Here is a 25,920-nt window from a genome sequence, read left to right as displayed (position 1 = left end):
TCAGTGTCAAATTTAATGACACCAGAAACCAGACATAAACTACTGAATATAAAGATAAATATAAAAATATACGTTTTAATCTCATCATCACATAAAGATTACATTTGTAAAAATGTGCACTTAAGCAAAGAATGGCTGCGTATTTTTGAACAACAGGTGATGTATGTGTGCCAGGACAAGCTTAAATGAGAAAAGAGTATTAACGGCTTCAGCCCTTTTAGCTTCAGCCTTTGCGGGCGGTGGCTTAGTACTTGGTGCTCTCGTTGGCTCTCTGGTGATTGTGTTTGACGGCGTATATTCTCTCGTCAGTTTACTGTTAACTTTATTGTCACTCGCCGTTTCACGATACATTCGCTCTCCGTCGAAGAACCTGTTCCCGTTTGGAAAAGCGGTACTGGAGCCAGTCGTTATCGCGATCAAAGGGGCGGTTATCCTATCGGTCGTTTCCTATTCCCTGTATGGCGCAGTGCTGGCCATGTTCCAGGGCGGACGCGCCGTTGACCCATCGATTGCAACCTTATTTGGTGTGGTTAATGTCATCGGGTGTGGTTATGCCTGGTGGTACATTACCCGCAAGAGCAAACGCTTTTCCAGCGGTCTGATAGAAGCGGAAGCCAAGCAGTGGCAAATGGATACATTGCTGAGCGTCGCGGTGACACTCGGGTTTGTTTCTGCCTGGTTTGTTTCTCTGTCACCTTGGTCACACTACTCTGTGTATGCCGATCCGGCTATGATGCTGCTGATGTCTTTCTACTTCATCAAAGTGCCGTTTTGTATGCTGCGTGATGCCGTTCGAGAGCTGTTGATGATGGCGCCGGATAAATCTATCCGCAGTGAGGTCAGTAAAGGTGTCGAGTTTATCGAAAAGGAATTTTCCCAGGGCATGGCGCTGGCGGGCGTCACTAAAGTGGGTAACGAGCTACGGGTCAACATCGATATTCTGCCAGAGCAAGAACAGCTGGCCATTGATGAACTTCATCAGATGCGAGCCAAGTTACAAGACAAGTTGTCTAAGTTGCCGTTTGAGCTTAATCTGACCATGAACATCGCAGCCTAAGTCTGATTTCAAGACAAAGAAACGCCGGATTTAAAATCCGGCGTTTTTGTTTTTACTTTCTCAACGCGTTTAATTTTGCCTGCGCAATACCGAATATCGAGTTGATTGGGTAACTGCCTTCTTCACTCAGCTCGCCCGCAGGTTTACCCGTAAAGATCTCAATTGCTTCTGTCACATGGTCAATGGCCCAGATGTGGAACTCGCCACGCTCAACCGCTTTCACCACATCCGCTCGCAGCATCAAGTTATGAGCATTCGAGCGAGGAATGATCACGCCTTGCTCGTGGCTCCGGCCTTTGATACCACAAACATCAAAGAAACCTTCGATCTTCTCGTTCACACCACCGATTGGCTGTGCTTCCCCAAATTGGTTCATCGAGCCGGTAATCGCGATATCCTGACGGTTTGGCTGTTTGGAGAAAGCCGATACGATAGCGCAAAATTCCGCCATACTCGCACTGTCTCCATCGACACCCCCGTATGACTGCTCGAACGTAATGTGCGTGGTTAACGGTACTCGGGCGGTCTTGCCAAATACGGAGGTCAGGAACGCCGACAAAATCATCACCCCTTTTGAGTGAATGCTACCACCAAGATCGACACTGCGTTCAATATCAATCACGTCACCTTCACCGTACGCCGTGGTGGCGGTGATTCGGTTGGGCGCACCAAACGTATAATCACTGGTACTGAGCACCGACAACGCATTGACCTGACCGATAGCCGAACCTTCCGTATGGATTAACGTAGTGCCATTGATGAAACTCTCCATCACACTGTCTTTGAGACGGCTGACCCTGAGTTCCTGATTGCGTAATGCGTCCTCAACGTGCGAGGCACGAATCATATTAGAGTTTGCCTGGCGAGCCACATAGTTAGACTCACGCAACAGGTTGGCAATGTGCGCCGAGTGCAGCGACAACTTGCCCTGATCGCTGACAATCCTAGAGCTGTGCTCGATGATGCGGGCAATCGCTTTCCGATCACAATGCAGCATGCTGTTGTCATGCACGATGCTGGAAATAAACCGGGCATAGTGCAGCTCTGAATCCGCTGTGCGCGGCATTTCGTCTTCAAAATCGGCGGTCACACGGAACAGTTCACTGAATTCCGGATCATAATGCTGAAGCAGCTGATAAGTCCGGTAATCCCCAAACAGAATGATTTTCACATCCAGTGGAATAGGTTCCGGATCCAGAGAAACGGCACCGGTCAACGTCACTTCTTTCTCCAATGAGGTGAAGCTCAGTTGACGCGATCGCAACGCACGCTTAATGCCATCCCAAACATAAGGCTGTTCCAGGACTTTGACCGCATCCATCAGCAAGACTCCACCGTTGGCCTTATGCAAACTCCCGGCACGAATCAAGGAGTAATCGGTGAAAACCGTCCCTTTAAACGTCGCAGTCTCAATGTAGCCAAACAATGAATGGTAGTTCGGGTTCTCCTCCACCACCACGGGAAACTCGTGGGAAGCTCGGCTGACCAGCACATTAACTTTATAACGGCGTGGCAGCTTTTTATCCAGCGATGCCTGGGCAATCTCACCCTGCTCGCTGCCCTCTTCCAGAAAGATATCCGCGTTTTCGACGATGTCTTTTTGCAGATCACGCAGGTAGGTTTTGATCTCCGGATATTGCGCGTAGTCTTCTTTCAATTGACGGAAAAAGTGCGTGATGACGTCCTGTGTGACGTCGTCATTGAGCTTTTTGATTTTGTCGCTGTAAGCCTCTTCCCACTCCGTCAGCTGTCTGACCATGTTACGTAAACTGACTTCCAGCTCATCGATGGTGGCACCAAAGTACTCCTGCTCTTTCTTGTTTAACGCCTCAAACGACTCTTCGGTATGCAGCTCCTCACCGTTCATGGCGATAAACTGGTAATCTCCCTGCGTGGTTAGCGTCAGGCTGATCCCTTTGTCTTTTGCCTCCCGACTGATGTTTTCCAGCTCCGCCTGCTGTTTTTGCGCCAACTGATTTTTGAGCTTTTCAGCCCGGCTGAAATACATTTCATTGTCGAATGCCAATGGAATAGCCGTCACCAGTTTGGTCATCAGCTTTTCAATATCCAGGCGAAACTTATTGCCTACTCCGCAAGGCAGTTTCAGAACTTTTGGCGTACGGATATCATCGAAATTTGCTACATAACACCAGTCATAAAGACCATCTACGTCATGTTTATGCCGATTCAGATAACGCAGGATCATGGTACGTTTGCCAAGGCCATTCTGACCTATGGCATAAATGTTGTAGCCTTTTTCCTTGATCGACATGGCGAACTCTACGGCCTTTTGTGCGCGCTCCTGGCCCACAATTTCATCGATAGGAGGTAATTCCTTCGTTGACTTACATGGCAAAATTTCCAGCTCAGCGACGTGGTAGAGCTGAGTAGCATCCAATCTTTGAATTGCCATAACAACCTCCTTTTTCTTGTTTTTGTCGTTGTTTATTCGCTCAGTGTAGTTGGCTTTGGTTTACAATTTAGTGACTTACACCCAAAACGGGTCTGAGTGCGCAAATAAACATCAAATTGCGCACCTTATTTCACTGAGCAGGGAAAACCTTCGAAAGTCAGTGGGAACAGTTCAGGTCAAGCCAGGAAAAAGAACGACGTAAGAAGCCTTCTGCCTGCTGACGGATGACCTCACCATGCGCCATCACGATCATACGTGGCTGCCATTCGAGTATGGTCGCAAGGTGTTCTCTTGCCTGCGGTTTACTGAACATGAAGCTCATCCTCCAGTCCAGCGGCATTTTACCGTTGGGAGCCAGAATGCCAACGCCTCTGGCTATCGCACGCTGCCAGGGCTTAAATACCGTCGGATTAAAGTTCTCAATCAAATCGGTTACGATCAAAACGCCCGATTCCGGATGATAAAACACACACTCTTGCATTGCCCGAGAGCCAGTAAACAGCAGTTGGCGTATCTCTGACGACCATGGCTTTGCCGAACTTGACTCAAGTACCCCATTGAAAAACAGATCCTCACGTTTATTTTTCAGCTCCGCCGTCGCGTATGTCTGCGCCAAGGGATAAGCGCGCTGCCAATCTTCAATGAACAGGTGATGCAGTCGGTTCGGTCCAATCAGGTAGGCAACCTCACCCAGAGCCTCTATTTGCGCTTTCAGAGACAACGTCAGTTTGATTGGGCTATGAATCCATAAACGACCATCTTGCAAACGTATCACTGTCATCCGAGTCGAATACGGCAATGAAAAAAAGGGCACCGTTCCACCCTCGACAATCCAAATATCCTTTCCCAGAGCTTCCATACGATTCCTTACGCTTTAGTTTCCGCCAGCCAAATCAATAAACGACCCTGTTGCGTAGGACGCTTCATCCGACAGCAACCAGGCGATCGCCGCCGCAATTTCCTCTGGTTGACCGCCACGTTGCAACGGGATACGTTCTTTTAAGCGATCCACACGCTCAGGCTCTCCCCCATCAGCGTGCATCTCAGTATATATGCACCCCGGACGCACACCGTTTACCCGAATGCCATGTTGCGCTAATTCGAGAGACAAACCTTTGGTGATAGTGTCCATCGCCGCTTTGGACGCCGCATAATCGATGTATTCAAACGGGGCTCCGGTGCGTGAAGCCGCAGACGAAACATTGACAATAGCGCCTCCAAAGGGCAGCCTTCTCGCAGCCTCGCGCGAGCATAAAAAACAGCTCATCACATTGACGTTCAATACATGGCTAAAACGCTCTGCGGTCATGTGCTTTAACTCGGACTGGGTGGTCAGAATACCGGCGTTGTTGACCAGATGCGTCACTTGACCAAAATGTTGCTCAGCCTGTTCGAACAGCCGAACGACATCCGCTTCTGCCGATACATCGGCAGCAATCGCCAACGCCGTACCGCCAAGGCTTGTGATCTCCGCAACTACAGCTTCAGCTTCTTGATGGCGAACCCGGTAGTTGACGACCACAGCGTACCCCTGAGCCGCCAACCTTTTGGCCGTTGCTGCACCGATGCCACGGCCACCGCCAGTGACAATCACCACTTTATTCATACTGACAGCTCCAGTTTTCCGCTCAAAATCGTCACCGCCTGTCCGGTCAGCAAAACGCGCTGTTCAGGCAGTAAGGTTACTGTCACCTCGCCACCTCGCTGCGAAGCCTGATACGCGTTCATCACAGTTTTACCCAGTCGCTCTCCCCAATAAGTGGCCAGCGCACAGTGAGCAGAGCCCGTAACCGGGTCTTCATTCACGCCCACCCACGGAGCGAAGTAGCGCGAAATAAAATCGTAGCGGCTTTCTGAACGTGCCGTGATTAAAGCACTACGCCCGGGGAACTGTGTTAAAGCATCAAAGTTGGGTTCCAAACAACGAATCGTTTCCTCATCCTCGACCTCGATAAAATACTTGCCGTCAAACAGACCGGATTGAATGACCTGCTCCGGATAGATGCCAAGATGATCAATCAGCTCATCACTCACTGTTTGATGAGTATCAATCTGAGCGGCAGGCAAATCCAGATGATACTGCTGCTCATCTAACGTGACTTTCAATATGCCGCTTCGCGTATCAAATGCCAGTTCGTCGCCTGTCTGGGCAACATGTCGCTGTCTGAGAATATGCGCTACTGACAACGTACCATGCCCGCATAAATCAACCTCAACCTGTGGCGTAAACCATCTGAGATTCATCGTATTCAGATTCAGAAACGCCGTTTCAGAAACGGCCATCTCTTTAGCGATGTTTTTCATCAGCGCTTCATCCAAATCTTCCCGAATGATACACACGCCGGCCGGATTGCCACGAAACGCCTGATGGGTAAAAGCGTCGACTTGATAAATATCCAATGCCATGATGACTCCTTGGCTGTTTATGTCTTTGACCACCTAATGTGCCCCCTCCGGCCATTTGATGGCTGAGAGTTACTCGCTGTCCAAATCAATCTGGAACTCAATACAATCGATACTGCGCCGACGCACAACGGCAAAGTTTTTGATCACCCGAACTTTTTCAAATCCGTTATTCCCCAATACTTTTTGAGAGCCCAGATTATCGATTGCTGCCATGGCGATTACCGTGTGAACACCAAACTGACGTGCCTTCTGGAGAATCTGCCCCACCGCCAACGACGCAATACCCTGACGCGTAAAGCGCTCGCCAATACGATACCCCAGGTGAGCCGTCTGGCGGAGTTTGTCCACCTGATGAAAGTTAATTCGACCGACGATCTCGTTTTGATCATTTTTGATTAACATCGGCAGAATTTCACGGGTCCTGTAGCCACCGAGAAACTCAAGAATGTGGCTACGCACACCTTCGTAACTGTAGAAGCTATTTTCACGTGGGTTGATATGGGATTCGAACCAGGCGCGATTTTCCAACTCAAACTCTAACAACGCTTGAGTATCTGACTCACGTAACAGTGTAATTTGCATAGGTTCCTTATGCTTAAACTCGTCATGTAAACTCATGAAATTAAGGACATTCACCCTAGCACAGCAATGTGGCACGTAAAAGTGTACAGACAACAGATATGAAAAAGCCTGACACAATACCAAGCGTCAGGCTGAAACATTAACGATCGTAATCAAACTTCACGAAATGTTGGATATAAGCATTGAGTCCATTCCCCGACTTCGCCAACTGCTTCATTCGCTCCACATGCTGCCGACCAGCCCGATCATATTTATAGGTACTTGGCCTGACATCGCCTTCCAACCACACCGTGATGTAATCATCACCGATCTCGTACCCGCGGATCGACGGATCATTCGTAATATCTCGATACATTCGCATTTTTTACCTCTTTACGATACGCATATACCCCATATGCTCCGTCCACTATCCGGTAATTTTGCTAAGAATGAATTGCGTTCGATCACGAAGGTCAACGCTCTTCAATATGAAGTTTAGCGCTTGTAAGTCGCCGTTTTATCATTAAGGACTCTTTCAGTGACTCAATTGATACCTATTGCATATTTTTAACACTCTAATCAGCGATTTCAAAAATTGAGTCAATCACAAGTGGTAAGTTGGCTCTGACCGAAGCGGCACCAAAAACAGAACGGGCATGCATGCCTTTTTGACCGAACACTTCCACCATCAGCTCAGAGCAACCATCCAACACTCGGGGATGTTGTTCAAACTCTTCAGTTGCATTGATAAAGCCTTGAATTTTCACCACGCGGGTCACGCGACTGAGTGTACCGAGCTCTTGTTTTATGGCCGCTAAAATATCTAGCCCTGCGGCACGGGCGAACTCGTACCCTTGCTCAACGGTGTACTCACGCCCCAATTTCCCTTTGGGTATCTCATCGAATCCCGATACTGGCCCTTTTCCGGAAACATACAAAAGATTTCCTGTACGTACACAGTTACGATAACTGCCTTGTGGTTCGCTGACTGGTGGCAGTATCAGGCCTAGTTGTTCAATTTGTTGTTCTGCGTCCATAAATCCTCCTTGAAATAACGTCATCACTGAGTGCTGATCTGGCATACACACTCCGACTCAACATTTAAACTTGTCCAGCGGAAGCTTCCTGAGTCCAGGGCGACATCAGATGGATGGTTTCCTGCTCGAAGTCAATACACGCTTCCACACCCAGCGGCGTCACCAACATCGGATGAGTGTGACAACTGTCGAACCCGTAAAGAATTGGCAGCGTCTGCTCTCCCAGTACTTCTTGTAACACATCCAATGGCGTTCGTCCGGTACCTTTGTCGTCAAACAGTTCATGTTTGCCCAGAATAATGGCGCCCACTTTCTCAAACACACCACAGAGTTTTAGATGATTAAATGATCGCTCGATGTGGGCAATACTTAACAGCGAATCTTCGAGTAACAAGATGTCACCTGGTTGGATTACTGGCATAAACTCTGATCCCCAGATTCCGCTCATGGTATTGAGGTTCCCGCCAACAAGACGCCCAAAAACCGCTGCGTTGCCAAGGAATAGCCATTGGTTGTCACGCACAGGCTTTGCTTCACTTTGCGTTTCCCAATCGATCATCGTATCGGTCCAATAGGTCGGTAATTGATACTCGTAAGGCCATCTCGGCGAGTGGCAAAGCAACGACTCAAAGGATGCAAACGTCTCTTCGACCAGTGGAGGAAGTTCCCCAAACGATGCCACCAACGCCGGGCCATAAAAAGTAACCAGCCCAGTCCTGCTATAAATACCGAGCAGGAGTGCGGTCACATCCGAATAACCTATGATGATCTTCGGATCACGCTGCAGCGCTTGGTAGTCGATATAAGGCAGCAGCGCGTTGCTGTTGAACCCGCCGATCACCGACATAATACACCGTACCTCAGGGTCACGAATCAATCTATTCAGTTCTTCAGCCCGGGCCTGTATTGACCCCGAACGGTAATGGTCTGATTCACCCGTCAGGCTACCTGCTTTCAGCTTAAACCCTTTGCTTTCGAGAAAAGTTTTCGCTCGCGCAAATCGAGTGGGGGCAAATACGGTCGCCGGTGAGGATGGAGAGAAAAAGCCAATCGTATCGCCCTGTTTTAATCTTGGTGGTAACAACATAGCCGCAATAGATCCTTCTGTAATGGGTAAATGGCTGACTTATTTTATTGACAGCCCACCATCAACCACCAACGTGTGGCCGACAATATAGCTGGCTTTATCGGAGCAAAGAAACTCAATCGCATCAACGATCTCTTTGCTGCTGGCAAACCGCCCCAGTGGGACAACGCTGGAAACATCTTGTCGGATAGCCGGTATTTCCTTTGCCCGCTCTTCCCAGCGTGGTGTCCAGGTGACGCCCGGAGCCACCGCATTAATGCGAATACCGCGCTCAATGTTTTCTAGCGCCAGCGAGCGCGTTAACCCTTCCAAAGCGTGCTTCGTTGCCGCATACATGGCAGCATTCGGTGTGGGCCTGAGTCCGTTAATCGAGCTAATGTTGACGATCGCGCTTCCTGAGTTCATCAGTTCCAATTGGTAACGGAGACACAACGCATGTGACCAAAAGTCCTGTTGCAGTGTCTCCTGCAGCGCATCGGGATCAACCGTATGATAAAGCCCCCTCGAACCCAATGCCGGTGACGCATTATTGACCGCGACGTCCAACCCGGAATAATCCGACTTAATGCAGTCAAAAAGATGCTCAACTTGAGCCTGAACGGAAATATCGGTTGGAATAAACCTTACCGATTCCAGCTCCGGATGAATCAACGTCGCTTGTCGCCAGGTGTCTGAATGGCGGGCACACGTCACTACCTGATAACCTTGCCGGACAAAGCGCACGACCGCTTCCAGTCCGATCCCTTTCGTTCCTCCGGTGATAAGTGCTGTCTTCATCTTCTTCCCTATAATCTCTGTTAACGTCGATGTTATTCATTCAAAACCGCGAGTTGACTTAGTGCTTCATCACTAAAACGGTAATATTGTTTTTCCGTCACATGCTGGGCACCGATAGCGCGATAGAAGTCGCCCGCAGACGGGTTGGTTGTTTCTGCCGTCCAGTCGAGACGCCGGCAACCTTTTGCAATGGCGAGTGCAGCCAGATAGTGCATGATCTTTCTCCCAACCCTCTGCCCTCGGGCCGCCGATGAAACAAACAGATCCTTCATATACATCTGTCCTGATAATTTCGGGGCCGGATACATCAGGGTATAGGTCGCAATGCCCGTCACACACTGGTCGTTTATAGCCGCCACTACCCGGACACCAGACTCGGGTGAAAACACTTTAGTCAGCAGATAATCATGAAGCTCTTCTGCACTGGCCGCCTCTTCCCCAAAGTAGTAACGCTCTAGCTCGACAAAAATATCGATCAATGCGTCTACATCATCTTTGTTCATTTCCCTGATAATCATTTATTCCATTTCCTAAGGCGGCGGACTCGCGTCCGTAGATCTGACGCTTGTTGATCTAACGGTTGTATTTGATCTTGTTTAACTGTTCTTTGAGCTGGTGCGTTTTCTCCAAATCAATGTCATGGATATTTGCCAACGCACAAACATAATAGAGGACATCGTACAACTCCTCTGCTAAGGAGCCTTTTAAAGACCCACTGTCAGGCTGCCCTGAACGGTTTTTTCTTAATGCTTCGGACACTTCCCCAACTTCTTCAATTAACTTTAGAAAGTAGCTCTGCGGCTGTTCAGGGTCGTAATCGAACGTTTTAATATGCGCTTGCAATTCACTTATCTTCACAGGTTTTCTCTCGTTGGTTCAGACAATCCACAGGCTCATTTGCCCACAATGGCGCAATGTGTTTTCGCTGCGTATCAACACTATCTTTTACTTTGCGTCCATTACGCTCATATTGTCACAAGGAGGACAATAAGAAGTCGCAACGACTTGGACTGAATCTGCTACAGATGCCATTTCTGGCGCTGGCCGATACGGTTTGATCAAAGTTGAAAGTGCTTACAATTTTGCGACACAACGGCCAGCAAACGGGAGCAGGCACTGTAAGCGAACTACATGAATATCATTGCGAAAGTCGATCATGCCGCCGCGACTGAGAAGCAATAGCCTGATGGCTACTGAATCAAACGAAATACCAGCTCGCTAAAATCCTCGTCGTGAGTCGACACTTGGTACCCAAGCCTGAGATAAAACGCCAGGGCGCGCTGGTTACAGTTGAAACACGACAGACAAGCTGACTGATTACCGATTTAACAACAGCGCCAGCTCTTGGGACGACTTGGTAGGCACAAATTCAGTCACATCATAATCGGCTAAGGCATGCTGGTAGAAAGGATCTTCAGCAAGCACAGCATCGAGCATTTCACGGCTCTGTGCCAACGCGAGAATCACACCGCCCGTCCGGGGTACTTTGCGTCCCGAAACCAGAAAGTGACCGAGCTCATACTGACGATCAAGGTATGCGATATGATCGTCTAAATGCGACTCCACTTGCTCCAAGTTGACTTTATAGGTTATTGAAACCACAAACATTCCGTTGCTCCCTGCGTTATTCTTTTCGTCAGCTGTGTAGTATTGCCATCCACTCGCAATGAGACCGACACTTTTCTATTTTAATTTCAAAAGATTGTCTTGGCCGCACACAGCCCAAGGCGTTCATACGACTCGCAACTCAGGCCATAGATTGTGCCAGCCTTTGGTCTGGATCCGTTGTTCAAACAGAGCACGTTCACGTTTTGGATTGTAGGTAATCCTCAATGCAAACAACGAAGCAAGACCAAACACGGACACGCATTCAAATTGATTGTCACTGTTGAGTCTGACCGCAACCGCCGTCTCCTGCTCAGGCCAGTAGCTCATCGCATCAATAGCGCTCTGATAGGGACGATCCCCATTGCGAAGGTGCATCCAGGCTTGATTACGCACTTGCCAGTTGAGTATAGGCAAGGCGTGTTTCAGTCGAGCTTCGTGAGCCAGATGCGCGTCAGGGTTCGTTTCCAGAGGATCAAAATAGATCACATCGACATCGTTTAGCGCGGTTGACCGAGGTTTGGCGTGCAAATAATCCCAAACCAAATTGCGTACAAAGCCAGCCGCCAGATAGCATTGAGGCAACTGAAGTTGCTTAACACATTGCAATGCTTTTAGCCGCAACGCATCTCGCCTGACAAGAGACTCAACTGTTTTCGAATAAGCGTTCAATGAGTTTGCCAATCAGCCCGTCATATTATTTAGCCAACTGTTGGGCACTTGTATCGCCACAACCTGGCTAGAGCAACAGAGTTCGCCTGCAGAGTAGAGCTGGCAAGTTAATGTCATCTTGCTGCCTTTTATTTCATCTATCTCGGCAACCAATTCCACTTCTTGTTCAATGCGTACCGGCTTAAGAAAAGTCACATCAAGTTTCCCGGTTACATACCAGATCGTCTCGCCGGTCCCGATTTCCCGCTCCTGCAATTGATAGCCCTTCGCTATCGCCGTACATATACAATGGCAATCAATGATGGTCGAAATGATACCGCCATTTAAAAACTGAACGGGCCCCGCACAATGATGAGGTGAAGGCACAAACCTACACACCGATTTGTTCTCATCAACCCAGTGACTTTTGATTTGCAAACCGAGCGGGTTTTCGGGGCCACACCCAAAGCAATGATTATTTGGAACTAAATCCTGAAAAGCGTTTCCCTGTTCCATGCCGACTCCTGAAATCTAGTTTGACCTTAACCGATTGAGATCATGATGCACGATTCTATCCGCGCGCCTCTGACCACACCGCGAACTCGTTACCACTGGGTTCTGTGAAATGGAAGCGACAGCCACCCGGAAAATCGAAGACAGGACGCGTCACTTGACCACCATGCTGAGTCACTTTAGCCAACGTCGATTCAATATCAGCACTATAAAACACCAGCAGTGCCCCACCTGTGCTGGTTTGATTGCAAGTCTCTGCCCGAAAAAAACCACCATCCAAACCTTGGTCTGAAAAGGCGGTATACTCGGGGCCATAATCCACAAACGCCCAGCCAAAAACCGCAGAAAAGAAAGCCTTCGTGGCGGCCAAGTCTTTAGCTCCAAACTCTACATAATTCAGTTTTTCATGTTGATGCATGCATTCGCCTCCTTTCGGCTTCTCTGGTCGTCAATCAATACGATGTGCACTATCGCGCAAGGAGTACATGATTGCCGGCTCCTTCTACCCTCTCCAACACTACACCTAAATCATTAAAAAATGCCACGCGTCGCGAATCCTAATTAACGATTTGTTACTGGCTTCACGTTGCACTGCAAGGCAATTAACCGACATACACCGCCTTAAAATAAGCGATTCGTTCAAGCGTCATTCTTACTTTACATTCCTCAATCTGAACGGCTTGCCAGGGAGATGGTGTTGAAGAAAGGCCACTGAATCGACACTGAGCGTCTCTGAATGTTAACCATGCGCGCTGAGCCGCCCGAAAAGGCTTCACCAAGTCTGTCTTTTCCCATGTTTTCCTTAAAGCGGTTTCTTCTTCTTTAACTCTCTTTAACGCTTCCAGATAAGTTCGATTCAGCTCTTTGTCGGCAATATCCATTTTGTCCACAGCACACAGATAGCCAGCGGTCACGCCACCACCTTTCACGGTACACGGATGTTCAATCTTATCCGATGCCATCGCGGCCCCCGTTAGCAATAACCCGATTAACAACCACTTTTTCACTTTTTTATTTTCCTATTTAACGCTTGATTAAGGCGCGCGTACATCCTGCCGATTGTTTCACTGTCAGGTCACTGGAACACGGACATTAACAGTTCGTCAGACAGGCGTTTGTACCGTATTAATTTTGAGCCAGAATGCTTGCTGACATGGATTCGTGAAGCATTTTTTTTGCGGTGTCACTCTCAAGCTGTCGGGCTGAGCGATCACTTGGTAAGTGATTCAGACAATCCGTCTTCACTTGGGCATCGCGTAGCTTTTACTGACAAATTCCGTCTCCGCCACATCATGAATACGGTTGGTGTATGAGGCCAGTGCGTAAAGAATATTCGCCAGCAAGTTGGCATACTTAAACAGAATGGGCGCAGGCGATTTTTGGCCCGAGTGTTCCACCGCCACTAAGGCACGAACCACCTTCTTTGCTTGCGTACGGCACAAGTGCAGCTCTCCTGCGATCGGATGCCCGCCAGGCAACACAAATCCACGAAAACCGCCTTCCAGAATCTGACAGAGATGCTCATAGTCGCGATGCAGTTCCTTGAGCGTCTCCTCAAAAATGGCTAACTTGCCGCGCACAGAGCCATTGAGATGGTATATGTGCGGCTGCATGCGGGTCAATATTTCCCGGCTGTGCTCGTCCAGCTCCATACTCAACACTTTGCCCACACGTGTACACAGCTCGTCCGCCGCAATTTCAAAATCACACACTGGGCTGTCTTCATAAATAAACGGGTAACACATTTCACCATGCGCTTTGCTTATCGGTTTCACGGTGATCAACTCCAGATAAAAGAAAAGGGAGCATTATAGCTCCCTTAGAAAATGATTAATAATAATCAGCTGTTAGACGCTTTTTTGTGGCCTTCTTGCAGATGCACAAAATCAACCAAGTCATCCCCTGATACCTGATACGCCTGCCCAAAACCTTTCACGAACAAACCACGTTCAGCTTTGAGGTTGAACAAGACAAAATCCTGCAATTGACTTAACCCTTCGACAATTTCGCCAAAACGTTCCTGCATTTGTCCGATCACTTGCGCCCACAGTAGTGAATTACGTTCTACCACGCTGGCAATTGCATCAAATGTCAAACGCTTGCGAGCAAACAACTGTTTTGAGCTCTCTTCATCTTCGATCAACATCAAAGAGACATGCGGATTCACCTGGAGGTTTCTTGCGTGACGTGCTATCTCTGAAATCAGCACGAAGTAGCCTTCCTGATTTTGTACAAACGGGGCATAACTCACATTAGGGCGCCCCTCTTCATCCACTGTCGCCAGTTGAATGGTTTTGCGTTGCTGACGAAACTCCTGAATTTCCGGTCCAAGGCGTCCCTGCAAACGCTCTTGTTTTATTTGCTGATCCATGGCTATCTCCTGACTCTCTCAAAGATCGTTCTGTTTTATTTCTGCTTGTTTTTGTTTAAATCGCGATACTTGTTGCGGAATCAATTCACGCTTGTCATCCCGCCCCAGGTACACTTTGAAAATGTTGTTGCCGTCTTCAGAAAAGAAACCAAAATAGTGGCTTTCTCGCCCCATGAATGGTTTGCTGACTAACGCGATATTCTTAATATTGTCGAGTTGAAGATGGCCATGAAGTTCCCCATTGCGCCCCATCAAGTTGTAATAACCGCGTGCAAGCTTACCTTTTGGAAACGGAGCTTTCACTTCAAAAATCGAACCGAACGAATGCATGATAGTCGTCACCGGCCCGTAACTGACCAGTTCTTCTAGAATCGATTGTGCCTGTTCACCTGCCATCACGGCGACCATGTCATCCGGCAACGCAGCAACCACATCAAACTCCGATACCTTCAATTGCTGTGCAATGGCCGCTGGGAGCAGTTTCGGTTCATCTTCGATCACCTGAGCGACCTGTTGTTTTAATGTATTCATAGTTATTCCATTAAGAGGCCACCAAACATGGCTTCATCGTGTTTTGATAAGTATGAAGCAGAATCCGGATACAAGCCTGCGTCAAAGTGACAGACCAAAAACCACCCGCCAACGTCAGGCTGAGATAATCCTTTTCAAGCTTTGCCAGACCAAGGCGATCCCAGTGGACGAACAGAGGATGCAGTAAACCAAAAAGGTTCACCCCAAACACCTTTGGTAGCGCGTAGCGACGCAGTACACCACTGTCGAAAGCCGCTTTTAAAGCGGCAAATACCGATGCCAAGTCATGCTGTTTACTGAGCATCATCACTGGCATCTGTTGTGTCTCAATCGCTTGCAGATAGGCTTGAAGATGACGATGCTGCATGACACTGTAGCCGCCAAGCGTACCGCCCGCACCACAACCTAGCGGTAACACGTCAGCCGACGTTTTGGCCAAACTGTTATACAAACTGCGCTCCCGGTTGTCTCGAGCCCAATGATTGACGCTGAGTGGCCGAAAATGATGCTGGCGCATAAACTCAACGCCAATTTTATACAGAAGCGCTTTCTCCGTGGAGCTTGCCGGCGGAGGTAACTTACCCTTTTCCACCAAATTCAACATCGGCGCGTCTCCGCCGACCACTAACTGATACAAGTCCAGTCCATGAGCCCCAGTCGAGAGAAAATCGTGCAGATCCTGCTCAAAGACCTCAGCCGACTGATGCGGCAGTCCGTACAAAAGATCGATAATAATTAATGCATCATCGCGGGCACTTAACTGGCTCAAACGTTCCAGCACCGTATCTCGATCATCCAGTCGTTTAGCACTGCGTCTGACCTTAGTATCAAAACTCTGAACACCAAAAGAGAAACGGTTAAATCCGCCTTCGAGCGCCCTTTCAAACATTTCATCACTAAAACGATTGATTCGCCCTTCCAGGGTAATCTCGCAATCAGACGCAAGTGGAAACGCGGATCGTATCCTCTGACCCAATTGCTGTATCTGTTCTGAAGACAGATCCGTTGGCGTACCACCTCCAACGTACACCGCCTGAAATACCGCGGACTGTGTCCAGGCGAGCTGGGACTTTTGTTCGATTTCCAACATCAGAGCATCAAAGTATTCATCGACTAAACGGCGACTTGCCGCGTTCTGGAAAAAATTGCAGAACGTACACCGCACACGACAAAAAGGAACATGGATATAGAGACAGCGCTTGTCACCGGCACGACCCGGAGTTTGGTACAGCTTGTCTAAAACCGTAGTTGAACTCTGCGGCGACACCATCGAACTTCCGCCACCAGCGTGAGCGGAGTGCTTCGCATCGAAAGCAAATCGGAGTGGATCGTCGGTATGACGTCCCAAAACCGATTCATCAAAACTATTTAAGTCAATCTTCATATACAATCCTGCAATGCCCTTTATTCAAGGGATTCAGGCTTCAATCTAGGTGCTGGTTCGGGATCATAAAAGCACACAAATGAGAATGCAATTGATAATTGATATTATTTAGATTTTAAATAATAATCTGCTCTGTGTGTTCAGCTAGTCAACAAAGTGGAGAAAAAAGTGAGCCTGACAAGGTATGCAATTGCTGGCGGTGTGTCTTTGATCGCGCATGCTGCTCTACTGTTTGTCACCCAGGAACCAAAAGCGTTGGCAATGCCCGCGGGTAGCCAGTCGACATCTGTTGCGATAAATTTTGTTGCTGCCCCGCCTCCCAGCCCAGCATCCGACGCCATACCCACTGAGGCTCCAGAGACTGTGCAAGCGGCAGCGGAACTGACGTCACCGACGAAAAGTGTCGCCAAGAAACCGGCGGTGAAGAAACACGTCACAAAGCCAATCAAATCAAAGCCGGCTCAGGTTAAGTCAGCTAAGCCGGCAACAAAGCAACAACCAAAAATACCTGAGCAGGAAACACCACCGACTCCTCCTATCGACAACGTGAAACCTCAACCGGCGACACAAGGCGCATCCAGTGAACCTGTCATGGTACAAAAACCATCGTTTGTCACTCGGCCGGTCGCCCCGCATTACCCTCGTCTGGCACAAAAACGGGGAATTGAAGGCGTGACAATGTACGAGGTATGGCTGGATGAAAATGGTAATCAGGTCAAACAAGTATTGATTGCTTCTTCCGGAGAAACACTACTGGACAAATCGGCACTCAATGCCATCAAACAATGGCGGTTTTCCCCCCACATCATTGCGGGGCAGAAAGTCGCACACCGAGTACAAATTCCCGTTCGTTTTAAGTTGGATTAACCATGGAAACCTTTGCTCAATTACAGCAACAGCTTGGCCTGATGACCTGGCCATTGCTCGTTTGTTCCGCTCTGACCGCAATGATTATTGCTGAGCGCCTGATCCAAGTCGCGATCAGTTTCTCAGTGGGAAAACGCGCGGTTCAATACAAACTCATGCAGCTTTCACCGCAACACCATCAACAGTTGGACGAGCTAGCAGAAGCGCTACTTCCTCGCCGTCCCTTACTGTTTAAGGGAGTCGGTATGTTGCTGACACATCGCCATGTAGAGAAAACGCTAAGAGAAGACGCCGCCGGTATCTGGCTGCAAGAGCAGCGTCACCAACTCCATTCAGGTTTGCGATTGTTAACCTTGGTTGGTGTGATCAGCCCATTACTGGGCTTGCTCGGAACTGTTCTTGGCCTGATCGAGATGTTTCAGGGCATGGCCGCATCTTCAGGCAATGTGACCCCAAGCGATCTGGCCGATGGACTAGGCATCGCCATGTTCACCACCGCTGCCGGTCTTTTGATCGCACTGCCTGCTATTGTTGCCGCTCAGTTACTGGGATTATGGGCAGACCGTGTGATGGCCAAACTCGAGCACACACTGAACTATGTCAACCTTTGGCTTGAAGGCGTCAATTTGGCCGGACCAATCCCGGCTCAGACACATGACACAGCGATGAATTCCCCGGTGGCTTCACAATGATTAAAACTGGGCACAACCACACGTCCTTCAGTATGACGCCCGATTTAACGCCGCTTCTGGACATTATTTTTATCGTTATGGTGTTTCTGATGTTGACGGCAGCCGTCAAGCTGGACTCGCTGGACGTGAGCCTGCCAACCACCGATTCCCCAGTCTCTGCCGCCATCGACAGCCAATCCATGACCATCAATATTCTTAATGATGAGCCACATTGGGCTATCGATGGTCAGACATACCTCGACTGGGAAAACTTTACGCTGGCGCTGTTGGAACAACACAGTTCCCAACCTCGACCGATCGTCATCGGCGCCGAGAAAACGGCCGATATTCAATACCTGGTCAAACTGTTGGCTTACCTGCAAGAAAACGGCATTCAGGCGACCCAATTACTCACCGAAGATTCTAAGTAAACGAGATTTTTAACATGTTACCGCTCAAACCTTTTTTCTGCCTTGGCGCCTTAGCGTTGAGTCTGCTCTCCCCAATCACCGCGTCTGCCAACGAACGCATCGTCAGTGCAGGCAGTGCCGTCACTGAGTTGATGGTTGCGTTAGGCGTGGATGATCAACTTGTCGCTGTGGATGTCACTAGCACACTACCAGGGAATACAACAATCCCCAAGATAGGCTACCATCGCCGCCTGTCTGCGGAAGGTCTGCTGGCCTTGTCCCCTACACTGCTGATTGGATCGGATGAAATGGGGCCTGGCTCCACTTTAGAGCAGCTCAAATCCGCTGGCGTACGTGTTGAAATCGTTAACACTCAGACCAGCACTGCGGGACTTTTAGCGCGTGTTGATCAAATTGCCACTCTGACCCACAGCGAAACCAGAGCCGAAACGCTGAAAAAAGATCTCCAACAGCAGCTCGATGCTCTGACACACCAACCGTTAAATACCCCGAAAAAAGTCCTCTTCCTGCTAATTCATGAAGGCCGGGCAGCTAACGTGGCTGGCAAAGATACGACGCCAGACGCCATTATTCGCCTGGCGGGCGGAATCAACCCGGCAGCTAGACAGCTAACTTCGTACAAACCGCTCTCGATGGAATCTATGGTCGAGATGCAACCTGATGTGATTCTGGTGAGTGGCCGTAGCTACGACAAGTTAGGCGGCGCTGACGCGATCCTCAAGGCGATGCCGATGCTCGCAGCCACCCCGGCGGGTCAGAACAAACAGATCCTTACCATCGACGGGCATGCATTGGTTGGCGGACTGGGTTTAAAGAGCCTGGCCGAAGCCGAACGACTGCATCAACTATTGTCAAAATAAGGCTCAATCATGTTGTTGAGACGACTTCCTTTGAGCGTGACACTTGGGCTATTTTCGCTGATGTTGGCGATAACATCCGTCTATTCGATCACCGTCGGCCCAATGCAGATCGGGTTCACCGACAGTTTGTACAGTCTGCTTGTGCGCTCGAACACACTTCCAGCGCACATAAATCTGGTGATCCATGAAATTCGCTTCCCACGCACCATTTTGTGTGTATTTGTTGGCGCAACGCTGGCTCTGTGCGGCACGGTGACCCAGGGCCTGTTTCGCAACCCGCTGGCAGAACCGGGCATCATTGGCGTATCAGCCGGCTCCGCGTTAGGGGCAGCGACTGCGATAGTCCTATTTTCCGAACTGGCGCAAGCCTATCCTGTCCTGATGAACATCACCGCGATTCCGGTATTTGCTTTTTTAGGCGGAGCCCTGACCACGGTTATCGTTTACCATCTTGGCACATCTAAAACCGGCACTTCCGTCACCATTATGCTGCTTGCCGGCGTTGCAATCAGCGCTTTATCAGGGGCGGGCATCGGTTTTCTTAACTTTCTCGCGGACGATCAAATGTTACGTGATCTGACACTCTGGTCGATGGGTTCGCTGGCTGGTGCAAGCTGGTCTTCCATAGGCCTGGCGGGCACCACCTTCCTACTCTTAATGGTGCTATTTTATCGTCACGCCCGGGCTCTCAACACTTTATTGCTCGGTGAAGCGGAAGCTCGTCATCTTGGTATTCCGGTACAACGTCTCAAACGCCACCTGATTTTGCTCACGGCGGTCGGTGTCGGCGTGACCGTTAGTGTATCCGGTATGATAGGTTTCATTGGCCTGGTGATTCCCCATCTTGGACGTATGTTAGCCGGACCGGATCATCGCCGTTTGCTGCCGCTTTCTGCACTGATGGGCGCACTGTTGCTGACCGGTGCAGACATGGCGTCTCGCGTCGTTCTTGCGCCTGCCGAATTGCCAGTCGGGATTATTACCGCATTGATTGGGGCCCCCTTCTTTCTCTATCTTCTGTTTCAACAAAAAGGACGAATTCTGTAATGCCACAAGTGGTTCTGAGTGTTCGCCAAGCCAGTGTGCAATTTGGCAAGCACACCATACTGGATAACATTGATCTGGATATTCGCGCCGGTGAGGTTACTGCGCTACTCGGGCCAAACGGTGCGGGAAAAAGTACCTTACTCAAACTAATGTGTGGTGAGATTAACTCCGATAGCCCTCTCACCTATTTTGCTCAATCTTCATCACAATGGCCGTCTCAAGCGCTGGCCCGTCACTTGGGGATATTGCCTCAACACAGTAGCTTAAGTTTTCCTTTTCTGGCTCACGAAGTGGTCGAGTTGGGCGCCTTACCGTTGAACGTCGGTCACGCCGAAAGCCGGGATATCGCCATGCACTACATGCAGCTGACCGATGTTGCGCACCTCGGAGAACGGCTATACACCTCGTTATCTGGCGGCGAAAAACAGCGGCTGCATCTCGCCCGGGTACTAACCCAGTTACATCAGAGTGGAGAGCGCAAAATCCTGATGTTGGATGAACCGACATCTGCCCTGGATCTCGCCCACCAGCACAATACGTTGCACATCGCACGTGAGTTGGCCACTACACAACAGGCTGCGGTCATTGTGGTGCTGCATGATTTGAATCTGGCCGCGCAATACGCAGACCGAATGGTGATCCTCCATAATGGCAAGCTGGTCGAAGATGCCGCGCCCTGGGAAGCGCTACAACCCAAACTGCTTGAGCGGGTATACGGCTTCAGCGCCATGGTTGCTAAACATCCCACGCTCGACTTTCCAATGGTTTATCCCGCCGCTTAATGCACAAAAAAGCCCCGCTCATCTGAGCGGGGCTTTTTCTTAATTCTGCAAAGAATTATGCTTCGGTGCGACGGCCGCGGCTATGACCACGTTCACCACGATGGTTACCACGGTGATCGCCACCACGATTGCGATCGAAGCGACGTTCGCCTTCGCGACGACCACCTTCACGGTTGCCGCCTTCACGGCTACCACGGAAGTTGCCATTGCCTTCGCGATTACTACGGAAACCACCGTCACGACGACCACCATCACGACGTCCGCCTTCGCGACGACCACGTGACTCGCGGAAATCATCAAAGTCACATACCACAGCATCCACTTGCTTCTGACGAATGCGTAATTTGCGTAGCTTGTTCGCTACATCTGAAGACATCGCTTTAGGCAACTGAACGTAAGTCTCACCACGATCCAGCTTGATGGCACCGATAGAGCCTTTAGTCAGGCCAAGTTCATTTGCCAGCGCACCGACAATGTCTTTAACCTGAACGCCTTGCTCACGGCCAACCTGGAATTGATAAGTATCCCATTCCTGGTTACCGAACTCACGACGACCACCGTTTTCACGACGTTCACGACGACGCAACTTATCACGCTCAATCGCTTCGATCATCGGATCTTCACCGATGTAGAACAATGGACGTTTGCCTTGCTGACGCTTCAGCAGAATGGCAGCCAGAGTGGTTGCATCCAGTTCTAGAGACGTCTGCAGTTTCTCTACCAGATCAACGAACTTCTCTAGTGCTTTGTGTTCTTTTTCCGCTTCCAGTTCTGCACCCAGTTTTTCCAGGCGAGATTCTGCCACTTTATCGCGATGTGGCAGTTGGATTTCTTCCATTGAAGACTTCGTCACACGCTCGATAGTGCGTAGCATACGGATTTGGTTGGTACGAACCAGAAGGATCGCTTTACCTTTACGTCCTGCACGGCCAGTACGACCGATACGGTGGATGTAAGACTCAACATCAAATGGAATATCGTAGTTAAATACGTGCGTAATACGTGGCACATCAAGACCACGAGCAACGACGTCAGTTGCCACCAGAATATCGATCACACCTTGTTTGATGTGGTCAACGGTACGCTCACGCAAGGATTGCGGAATGTCACCGTGCAGTGCTGCTGCTTTGAAACCGCGCGCAGACAACCAGTCTGCCAGACGCTCAGTATCCTGACGAGTACGTACGAATACAATTGACGCATCCGTCTCTTCGGTTTCCAGAAGACGAGACATGGCTTCGTCTTTCTCAACGCCTTTAACCACCCAGAACTGCTGCTCTACTTTGTCTACTGTGTGGTTTTTACCTGCAACGTCGATAGTGACTGGCTCACGCAGGAAGCGTTCAACGATGTTTTTCAGCATCGGAGGCATTGTAGCTGAGAACAAAACTCGCTGAGCAGACTCTGGCGCGTGCTCCATGATATCGGTAACGTCGTCAACGAAACCCATGTTCAGCATTTCGTCCGCTTCATCAAGAACGAAAGTATGTACTTCGTCCAAGTGCAGACGTTCACGATTGATCAGGTCTTGTACACGGCCCGGTGTACCGACGATGACATGAGCGCCACTTTTCAGAGCACGCATTTGATCAACGATGGACGTACCGCCGTAGATTTCAAGCACTTTCAGACCACGGATGTTCTGACCCAAATTTTTCATTTCGGCCGCTACCTGAATCGCCAGTTCGCGAGTCGGTGCCAGCACGATAGCTTGGGGCTTACGTTGGTCTAGATCGATTTTGTTCAGCAGAGGAAGAGAGAAAGCCGCTGTTTTACCAGTACCGGTCTGAGCTTTACCCAGCGCGTCAGCGCCTTGCATCAGATGCGGAATGGCAGCCGCCTGAATTGGAGTTGGAGAAACAAAACCCATTCCGTCCAGAGCAGAAAGAATGGCGTCGTTCAGCGCTAAGTCGCTGAACTGTGTTACAGAATCTTGCATTGGGATCCCACTAAGATTATTGATTTACAAGGTCCCACGAGCTCTACCAATTCCATACCAATCCAAACAACAAATTAGAGCTGATTCCTTTCAGATGCGGATAAGTGTTAAATCGCATCAAGCCGCTAGGGACAACTAAGGGACGCGGATTATTTCGTAAAAGCACACAAAAAGCCAGAAAAAATTGAAATACATCACAATTTTTTCTCATAACTGGTAAAAACGGTCATATTTACGTCATAAGCCAAGTTTAGAAAGGGTGGCACGCCCTACGACAAACAGCAACTTTTCCGGGGTGAAAAGCACGCTTTCGGTAGTAATCCGCAGCGTCAATGTTTATAGTGTGCTGCTATTGCTGCGTCATAATCGACGTAAAATCTGAGTCGCCAACGCGACATGTCTCGCCGGCCCAAAATTAGATAAGTTTACGATGTTTCAAGACAACCCTCTGTTAGCTCAGCTAAAACAACAAATTCAGGAAACCCTGCCGAAGAAAGAAGGCACCATCAAAGCCACCGATAAAGGCTTTGGTTTCCTGGAAGTCGACAGCAAAACCAGCTTCTTCATCCCGCCACCATACATGAAAAAATGTCTGCACGGCGATAAAGTCGTTGCCATTATTCGTACCGAAAACGAGCGTGAAGTGGCCGAGCCTCAAGAGCTACTGGAGCAATCTCTGACCCGTTTTATCGGCCGCGTTAAGATGTTCAAAGGCAAACTGAATGTGGCACCTGATCACCCTCAGTTGAAGAAACAATCCCTGAAAGCCAAAGTGAAAAAAGGTCTCAAGCCAGACGATTTTGCTGAAGGCGATTGGGTGGTCGCTCACCTGACGCGCCACCCTCTTAAAGGCGACAATGGCTTCTTTGTTGAAATCTCAGAAAAGATCACCGACGCAAACGACAAAATTGCGCCGTGGTGGGTTACGCTGGCAGAAAACGATTTGCCGAACAGCGAACCGGCTGGAATCGAGAAGTGGGAACTAAAAGACGATGCGGATCTTGAACGCCTCGATATGACCCATATTCCGTTTGTGACCGTTGACGGCGAATCAACCAAAGATATGGACGATGCGCTGTACGCCAAACAAAAAGAAAACGGGGAGTTTGAGTTGACCATCGCCATCGCCGATCCAACGGCTTACATCACGCCGGATGATGAGATGGATAAGGTGGCACGTGAACGTGGCTTCACCATTTACCTGCCAGGCCGCAACATTCCGATGCTGCCTCGTGATTTGGCGGACGATCTGTGTTCACTGAAAGAAAACGAAGTTCGCCCGGCGCTGTGTTGCACGGTCACCGTAAGCAAAGATGGCATTATTGGCGACGATATCCGTTTCTTCTCTGCCAACATTAAATCTCACGCACGGCTGGTCTACGATCATGTCTCTGACTGGCTGGAGACCGGTGAGTCATCCGAGTGGTCACCAAGCGATGAGATCGCACAGATCGTGCGTGATCTGTACGCGTTTTCTCAGGCACGTGCAAACTGGCGAGAAGAACACGCTGTCGTGTTCCCTGATCGCCCGGACTACCGCTTTGAACTGAGTGAAGATAACGACGTTGTCGCGATTCATGCCGACTTGCGCCGCAGTGCAAACCGTCTGGTAGAAGAGTCCATGATCACGGCTAACATTTGTGCAGGCAGAGTTCTGCGTGCTCACTTTGAAACTGGTGTGTTCAACTGTCACAGTGGTTTTAAAGCCGAGAAAGTTGAAGAAGTCGTTGAACTGGTGAATCCACAAAGCGACCTTCCGTTCACCGCTGAAAGCATTACCACTCTGGAAGGCTTTGCCGCACTGCGTCGTTGGTTGGGCACTCAGGAAACGACTTACCTGGATAACCGTATTCGTAAATTCCAGACATACAGCGAAATTGGTAACCAACCGCTGCCGCATTTTGCAATGGGCCTGGATATCTACGCGACCTGGACATCTCCAATCCGTAAATACGGCGACATGATCAACCACCGCATGCTCAAAGCGCACGTGCTGGGCAAAGCGCCAGTGCAGCAACCCGATGAAACGGTCGGCGAAGAGCTTGCACTGCACCGCAAGCATCATAAGATTGCTGAGCGCAACGTGGCCGACTGGCTGTATGCCCGCACACTGGCCGAAGAGCCGGCGAAAGAAACCAAGTTCTCTGCTGAGATCTTCGATATTTCACGTGCCGGTATGCGTATCCGTCTGCTGGAAAATGGCGCCGCAGCGTTTGTTCCAGGCAAACTGATCGTCGCCAACAAAGAGCGTATCCAATTGGATGGTGACAACGGTACCATCGCCATCGACAAAGAATTGATCTATCGCCTTGGCGACACACTGGAAGTGGTGTTGACAGAAGTGAACCAGGAAAATCGCAGCCTGGTGGCAAAACCGACTCAGGTCTTCGCTGAGCCGCCAAAACCGGAAGAATCGGAAAAGGCTCCGGCTGAAGCCGAATAACACATTGTCCGCAAGAAAGGCGCCGTAGGGCGCCTTTTCTTTAATTCGTATCCGGATAGGCATCAATCCCAGAACAACGACTTGGGATCTTTCTCAATTTCTCGCATCAACGCCGTTAAGTCATTACTAAACGCTAGATAAGGATACGGAACCCAGTCGTCACACCCTTCTTCCTGAATGACCGACAAATTCCATCGTTGTTGTTCTTCATCCCACAGTACTCGCGCCACCGGGTTAAAGTAATCACAGTGCGAAGAATCGAGAAGATAGTGTTGTTTGACAAACACCACACCATTATCGAGCACTTCAAAACTGGCCTTGCCCAGTTCAACCGGCAAGCTCTGATTACGGTTCTGACACACAACCTGAGCCCGGGTTTCAACCTGCCTTTGCAACAAATTCACCAAACTCATTCAACTCTCCCTAGCGATGCTGGCGTGATCACTTTTTTGACTGTATCAGCTATTTAGCCCGAGTAACATCACTT

30 protein-coding genes are annotated in these 25,920 nt (G+C 49.5%); 8 read left to right on the top strand and 22 right to left on the bottom strand.

Features of this window, described 5'->3' with window-relative positions; genetic code table 11:
- Window positions 1–163: 163 nt before the first annotated feature.
- Window positions 164–1,057, top strand: a complete 894-nt coding sequence (locus CAG65_RS04775; RefSeq protein WP_161452534.1) for a cation diffusion facilitator family transporter — start codon at window positions 164–166, stop codon at window positions 1,055–1,057.
- A gap of 52 nt (window positions 1,058–1,109) precedes the next feature.
- Here the strand turns inward: CAG65_RS04775 and CAG65_RS04770 are convergent, their stop codons facing one another.
- The 20 genes from CAG65_RS04770 to hutW all read right to left on the bottom strand — a co-directional run bounded on the left by CAG65_RS04770 (window position 1,110) and on the right by hutW (window position 16,393).
- Window positions 1,110–3,470 carry a Lon protease family protein gene (locus CAG65_RS04770; protein WP_161452532.1) on the bottom strand — a complete coding sequence of 787 codons (2,361 nt, stop codon included), beginning with the start codon at window positions 3,468–3,470 and terminating at the stop codon, window positions 1,110–1,112.
- A gap of 157 nt (window positions 3,471–3,627) precedes the next feature.
- A complete protein-coding gene (locus CAG65_RS04765) occupies window positions 3,628–4,329 on the bottom strand; it encodes a DUF4336 domain-containing protein (RefSeq protein WP_161452530.1) in 702 nt (233 codons plus the stop codon).
- A gap of 15 nt (window positions 4,330–4,344) precedes the next feature.
- Complete coding sequence (locus CAG65_RS04760) at window positions 4,345–5,076, bottom strand: glucose 1-dehydrogenase (RefSeq protein ID WP_161452528.1); 732 nt, start codon at window positions 5,074–5,076, stop codon at window positions 4,345–4,347.
- Window positions 5,073–5,876 carry a PhzF family phenazine biosynthesis protein gene (locus tag CAG65_RS04755; RefSeq protein WP_161452526.1) on the bottom strand — a complete coding sequence of 268 codons (804 nt, stop codon included), beginning with the start codon at window positions 5,874–5,876 and terminating at the stop codon, window positions 5,073–5,075. The genes CAG65_RS04760 and CAG65_RS04755 overlap by 4 nt, the downstream gene beginning before the upstream one ends.
- Window positions 5,877–5,945: 69 nt before the next feature.
- Window positions 5,946–6,458, bottom strand: coding sequence for a GNAT family N-acetyltransferase (locus CAG65_RS04750; RefSeq protein ID WP_021705015.1), 513 nt, complete (start codon window positions 6,456–6,458; stop codon window positions 5,946–5,948).
- A 139-nt stretch (window positions 6,459–6,597) separates the two neighbouring features.
- On the bottom strand, window positions 6,598–6,819 hold the full coding sequence (locus CAG65_RS04745) for a hypothetical protein (protein ID WP_021705014.1): 222 nt from the start codon (window positions 6,817–6,819) through the stop codon (window positions 6,598–6,600).
- Window positions 6,820–7,012: 193 nt separating this feature from the next.
- Window positions 7,013–7,474, bottom strand: a complete 462-nt coding sequence (locus CAG65_RS04740; protein ID WP_161452524.1) for a RidA family protein — start codon at window positions 7,472–7,474, stop codon at window positions 7,013–7,015.
- A gap of 64 nt (window positions 7,475–7,538) precedes the next feature.
- Window positions 7,539–8,561, bottom strand: a complete 1,023-nt coding sequence (locus tag CAG65_RS04735) for a S66 family peptidase (protein WP_161452522.1) — start codon at window positions 8,559–8,561, stop codon at window positions 7,539–7,541.
- A gap of 39 nt (window positions 8,562–8,600) precedes the next feature.
- Window positions 8,601–9,338, bottom strand: a complete 738-nt coding sequence (locus CAG65_RS04730; RefSeq protein ID WP_161452521.1) for an SDR family NAD(P)-dependent oxidoreductase — start codon at window positions 9,336–9,338, stop codon at window positions 8,601–8,603.
- 32 nt (window positions 9,339–9,370) lie between these two features.
- On the bottom strand, window positions 9,371–9,856 hold the full coding sequence (locus tag CAG65_RS04725) for a GNAT family N-acetyltransferase (protein ID WP_021705010.1): 486 nt from the start codon (window positions 9,854–9,856) through the stop codon (window positions 9,371–9,373).
- Between the two features lie 55 nt (window positions 9,857–9,911).
- Window positions 9,912–10,196 (bottom strand): MazG nucleotide pyrophosphohydrolase domain-containing protein, encoded by a 285-nt coding sequence (locus tag CAG65_RS04720; RefSeq protein WP_021705009.1) that lies wholly within the window; start codon window positions 10,194–10,196, stop codon window positions 9,912–9,914.
- A gap of 459 nt (window positions 10,197–10,655) precedes the next feature.
- Entirely contained in the window at window positions 10,656–10,946 is a 291-nt protein-coding gene (locus CAG65_RS04715) for a YciI family protein (protein ID WP_021705008.1), read from the bottom strand.
- 123 nt (window positions 10,947–11,069) lie between these two features.
- A complete protein-coding gene (locus CAG65_RS04710) occupies window positions 11,070–11,615 on the bottom strand; it encodes a nucleotidyltransferase family protein (protein WP_161452538.1) in 546 nt (181 codons plus the stop codon).
- A 12-nt stretch (window positions 11,616–11,627) separates the two neighbouring features.
- Window positions 11,628–12,110 (bottom strand): PaaI family thioesterase, encoded by a 483-nt coding sequence (locus CAG65_RS04705; protein ID WP_161452519.1) that lies wholly within the window; start codon window positions 12,108–12,110, stop codon window positions 11,628–11,630.
- 55 nt (window positions 12,111–12,165) lie between these two features.
- Window positions 12,166–12,525, bottom strand: coding sequence for a VOC family protein (locus tag CAG65_RS04700; RefSeq protein ID WP_161452517.1), 360 nt, complete (start codon window positions 12,523–12,525; stop codon window positions 12,166–12,168).
- Window positions 12,526–12,709: 184 nt separating this feature from the next.
- Window positions 12,710–13,114 carry a lysozyme inhibitor LprI family protein gene (locus CAG65_RS04695; protein WP_337247543.1) on the bottom strand — a complete coding sequence of 135 codons (405 nt, stop codon included), beginning with the start codon at window positions 13,112–13,114 and terminating at the stop codon, window positions 12,710–12,712.
- A 234-nt stretch (window positions 13,115–13,348) separates the two neighbouring features.
- Window positions 13,349–13,882, bottom strand: a complete 534-nt coding sequence (locus CAG65_RS04690; RefSeq protein ID WP_161452515.1) for an ATP:cob(I)alamin adenosyltransferase — start codon at window positions 13,880–13,882, stop codon at window positions 13,349–13,351.
- 65 nt (window positions 13,883–13,947) lie between these two features.
- The gene (gene hutZ / locus CAG65_RS04685; protein WP_161452513.1) at window positions 13,948–14,478 is read right to left on the bottom strand and encodes a heme utilization protein HutZ; all 531 of its coding nucleotides are present in this window, start codon (window positions 14,476–14,478) and stop codon (window positions 13,948–13,950) included.
- An 18-nt stretch (window positions 14,479–14,496) separates the two neighbouring features.
- Window positions 14,497–15,009, bottom strand: coding sequence for a heme utilization cystosolic carrier protein HutX (gene hutX, locus CAG65_RS04680; RefSeq protein WP_161452511.1), 513 nt, complete (start codon window positions 15,007–15,009; stop codon window positions 14,497–14,499).
- Between the two features lie 10 nt (window positions 15,010–15,019).
- Window positions 15,020–16,393, bottom strand: coding sequence for a heme anaerobic degradation radical SAM methyltransferase ChuW/HutW (gene hutW, locus CAG65_RS04675; protein WP_161452509.1), 1,374 nt, complete (start codon window positions 16,391–16,393; stop codon window positions 15,020–15,022).
- Between the two features lie 168 nt (window positions 16,394–16,561).
- On the opposite strand from hutW, the gene CAG65_RS04670 reads away from it, so the two are divergent.
- From CAG65_RS04670 to CAG65_RS04645, 6 genes are read left to right on the top strand one after another with little or no spacing between them, the layout of a single operon-like run.
- On the top strand, window positions 16,562–17,260 hold the full coding sequence (locus CAG65_RS04670) for a TonB family protein (RefSeq protein WP_161452507.1): 699 nt from the start codon (window positions 16,562–16,564) through the stop codon (window positions 17,258–17,260).
- Window positions 17,261–17,262: 2 nt separating this feature from the next.
- Window positions 17,263–17,952 carry a MotA/TolQ/ExbB proton channel family protein gene (locus tag CAG65_RS04665; protein WP_161452505.1) on the top strand — a complete coding sequence of 230 codons (690 nt, stop codon included), beginning with the start codon at window positions 17,263–17,265 and terminating at the stop codon, window positions 17,950–17,952.
- Complete coding sequence (locus tag CAG65_RS04660; RefSeq protein ID WP_021704997.1) at window positions 17,949–18,362, top strand: ExbD/TolR family protein; 414 nt, start codon at window positions 17,949–17,951, stop codon at window positions 18,360–18,362. Before CAG65_RS04665 ends, CAG65_RS04660 begins: the two co-directional genes overlap by 4 nt.
- 14 nt (window positions 18,363–18,376) lie before the next feature.
- Window positions 18,377–19,222, top strand: coding sequence for a heme/hemin ABC transporter substrate-binding protein (locus CAG65_RS04655; RefSeq protein WP_161452503.1), 846 nt, complete (start codon window positions 18,377–18,379; stop codon window positions 19,220–19,222).
- A 9-nt stretch (window positions 19,223–19,231) separates the two neighbouring features.
- Entirely contained in the window at window positions 19,232–20,269 is a 1,038-nt protein-coding gene (locus CAG65_RS04650; protein WP_161452500.1) for a FecCD family ABC transporter permease, read from the top strand.
- Window positions 20,269–21,051, top strand: coding sequence for a heme ABC transporter ATP-binding protein (locus tag CAG65_RS04645; RefSeq protein ID WP_161452499.1), 783 nt, complete (start codon window positions 20,269–20,271; stop codon window positions 21,049–21,051). The genes CAG65_RS04650 and CAG65_RS04645 overlap by 1 nt, the downstream gene beginning before the upstream one ends.
- Window positions 21,052–21,106: 55 nt before the next feature.
- Here CAG65_RS04645 and CAG65_RS04640 read toward each other — a convergent pair whose 3' ends face one another.
- Window positions 21,107–22,990 (bottom strand): DEAD/DEAH box helicase, encoded by a 1,884-nt coding sequence (locus CAG65_RS04640; RefSeq protein WP_021704993.1) that lies wholly within the window; start codon window positions 22,988–22,990, stop codon window positions 21,107–21,109.
- 430 nt (window positions 22,991–23,420) lie between these two features.
- On the opposite strand from CAG65_RS04640, the gene rnb reads away from it, so the two are divergent.
- Window positions 23,421–25,433, top strand: coding sequence for an exoribonuclease II (gene rnb / locus CAG65_RS04635; protein ID WP_161452497.1), 2,013 nt, complete (start codon window positions 23,421–23,423; stop codon window positions 25,431–25,433).
- Window positions 25,434–25,495: 62 nt separating this feature from the next.
- Here rnb and CAG65_RS04630 read toward each other — a convergent pair whose 3' ends face one another.
- On the bottom strand, window positions 25,496–25,846 hold the full coding sequence (locus CAG65_RS04630) for a DUF3024 domain-containing protein (RefSeq protein ID WP_021704991.1): 351 nt from the start codon (window positions 25,844–25,846) through the stop codon (window positions 25,496–25,498).
- Window positions 25,847–25,920: the final 74 nt, after the last annotated feature.

The sequence above is a fragment of the Vibrio sp. V39_P1S14PM300 genome, assembly GCF_009904765.1.
GTDB classification, from domain to species: Bacteria; Pseudomonadota; Gammaproteobacteria; order Enterobacterales; family Vibrionaceae; genus Vibrio; species Vibrio proteolyticus.
Note: the sequence above shows the minus strand (reverse complement) of the source record. Positions and strands in the feature narration are given on the sequence as shown.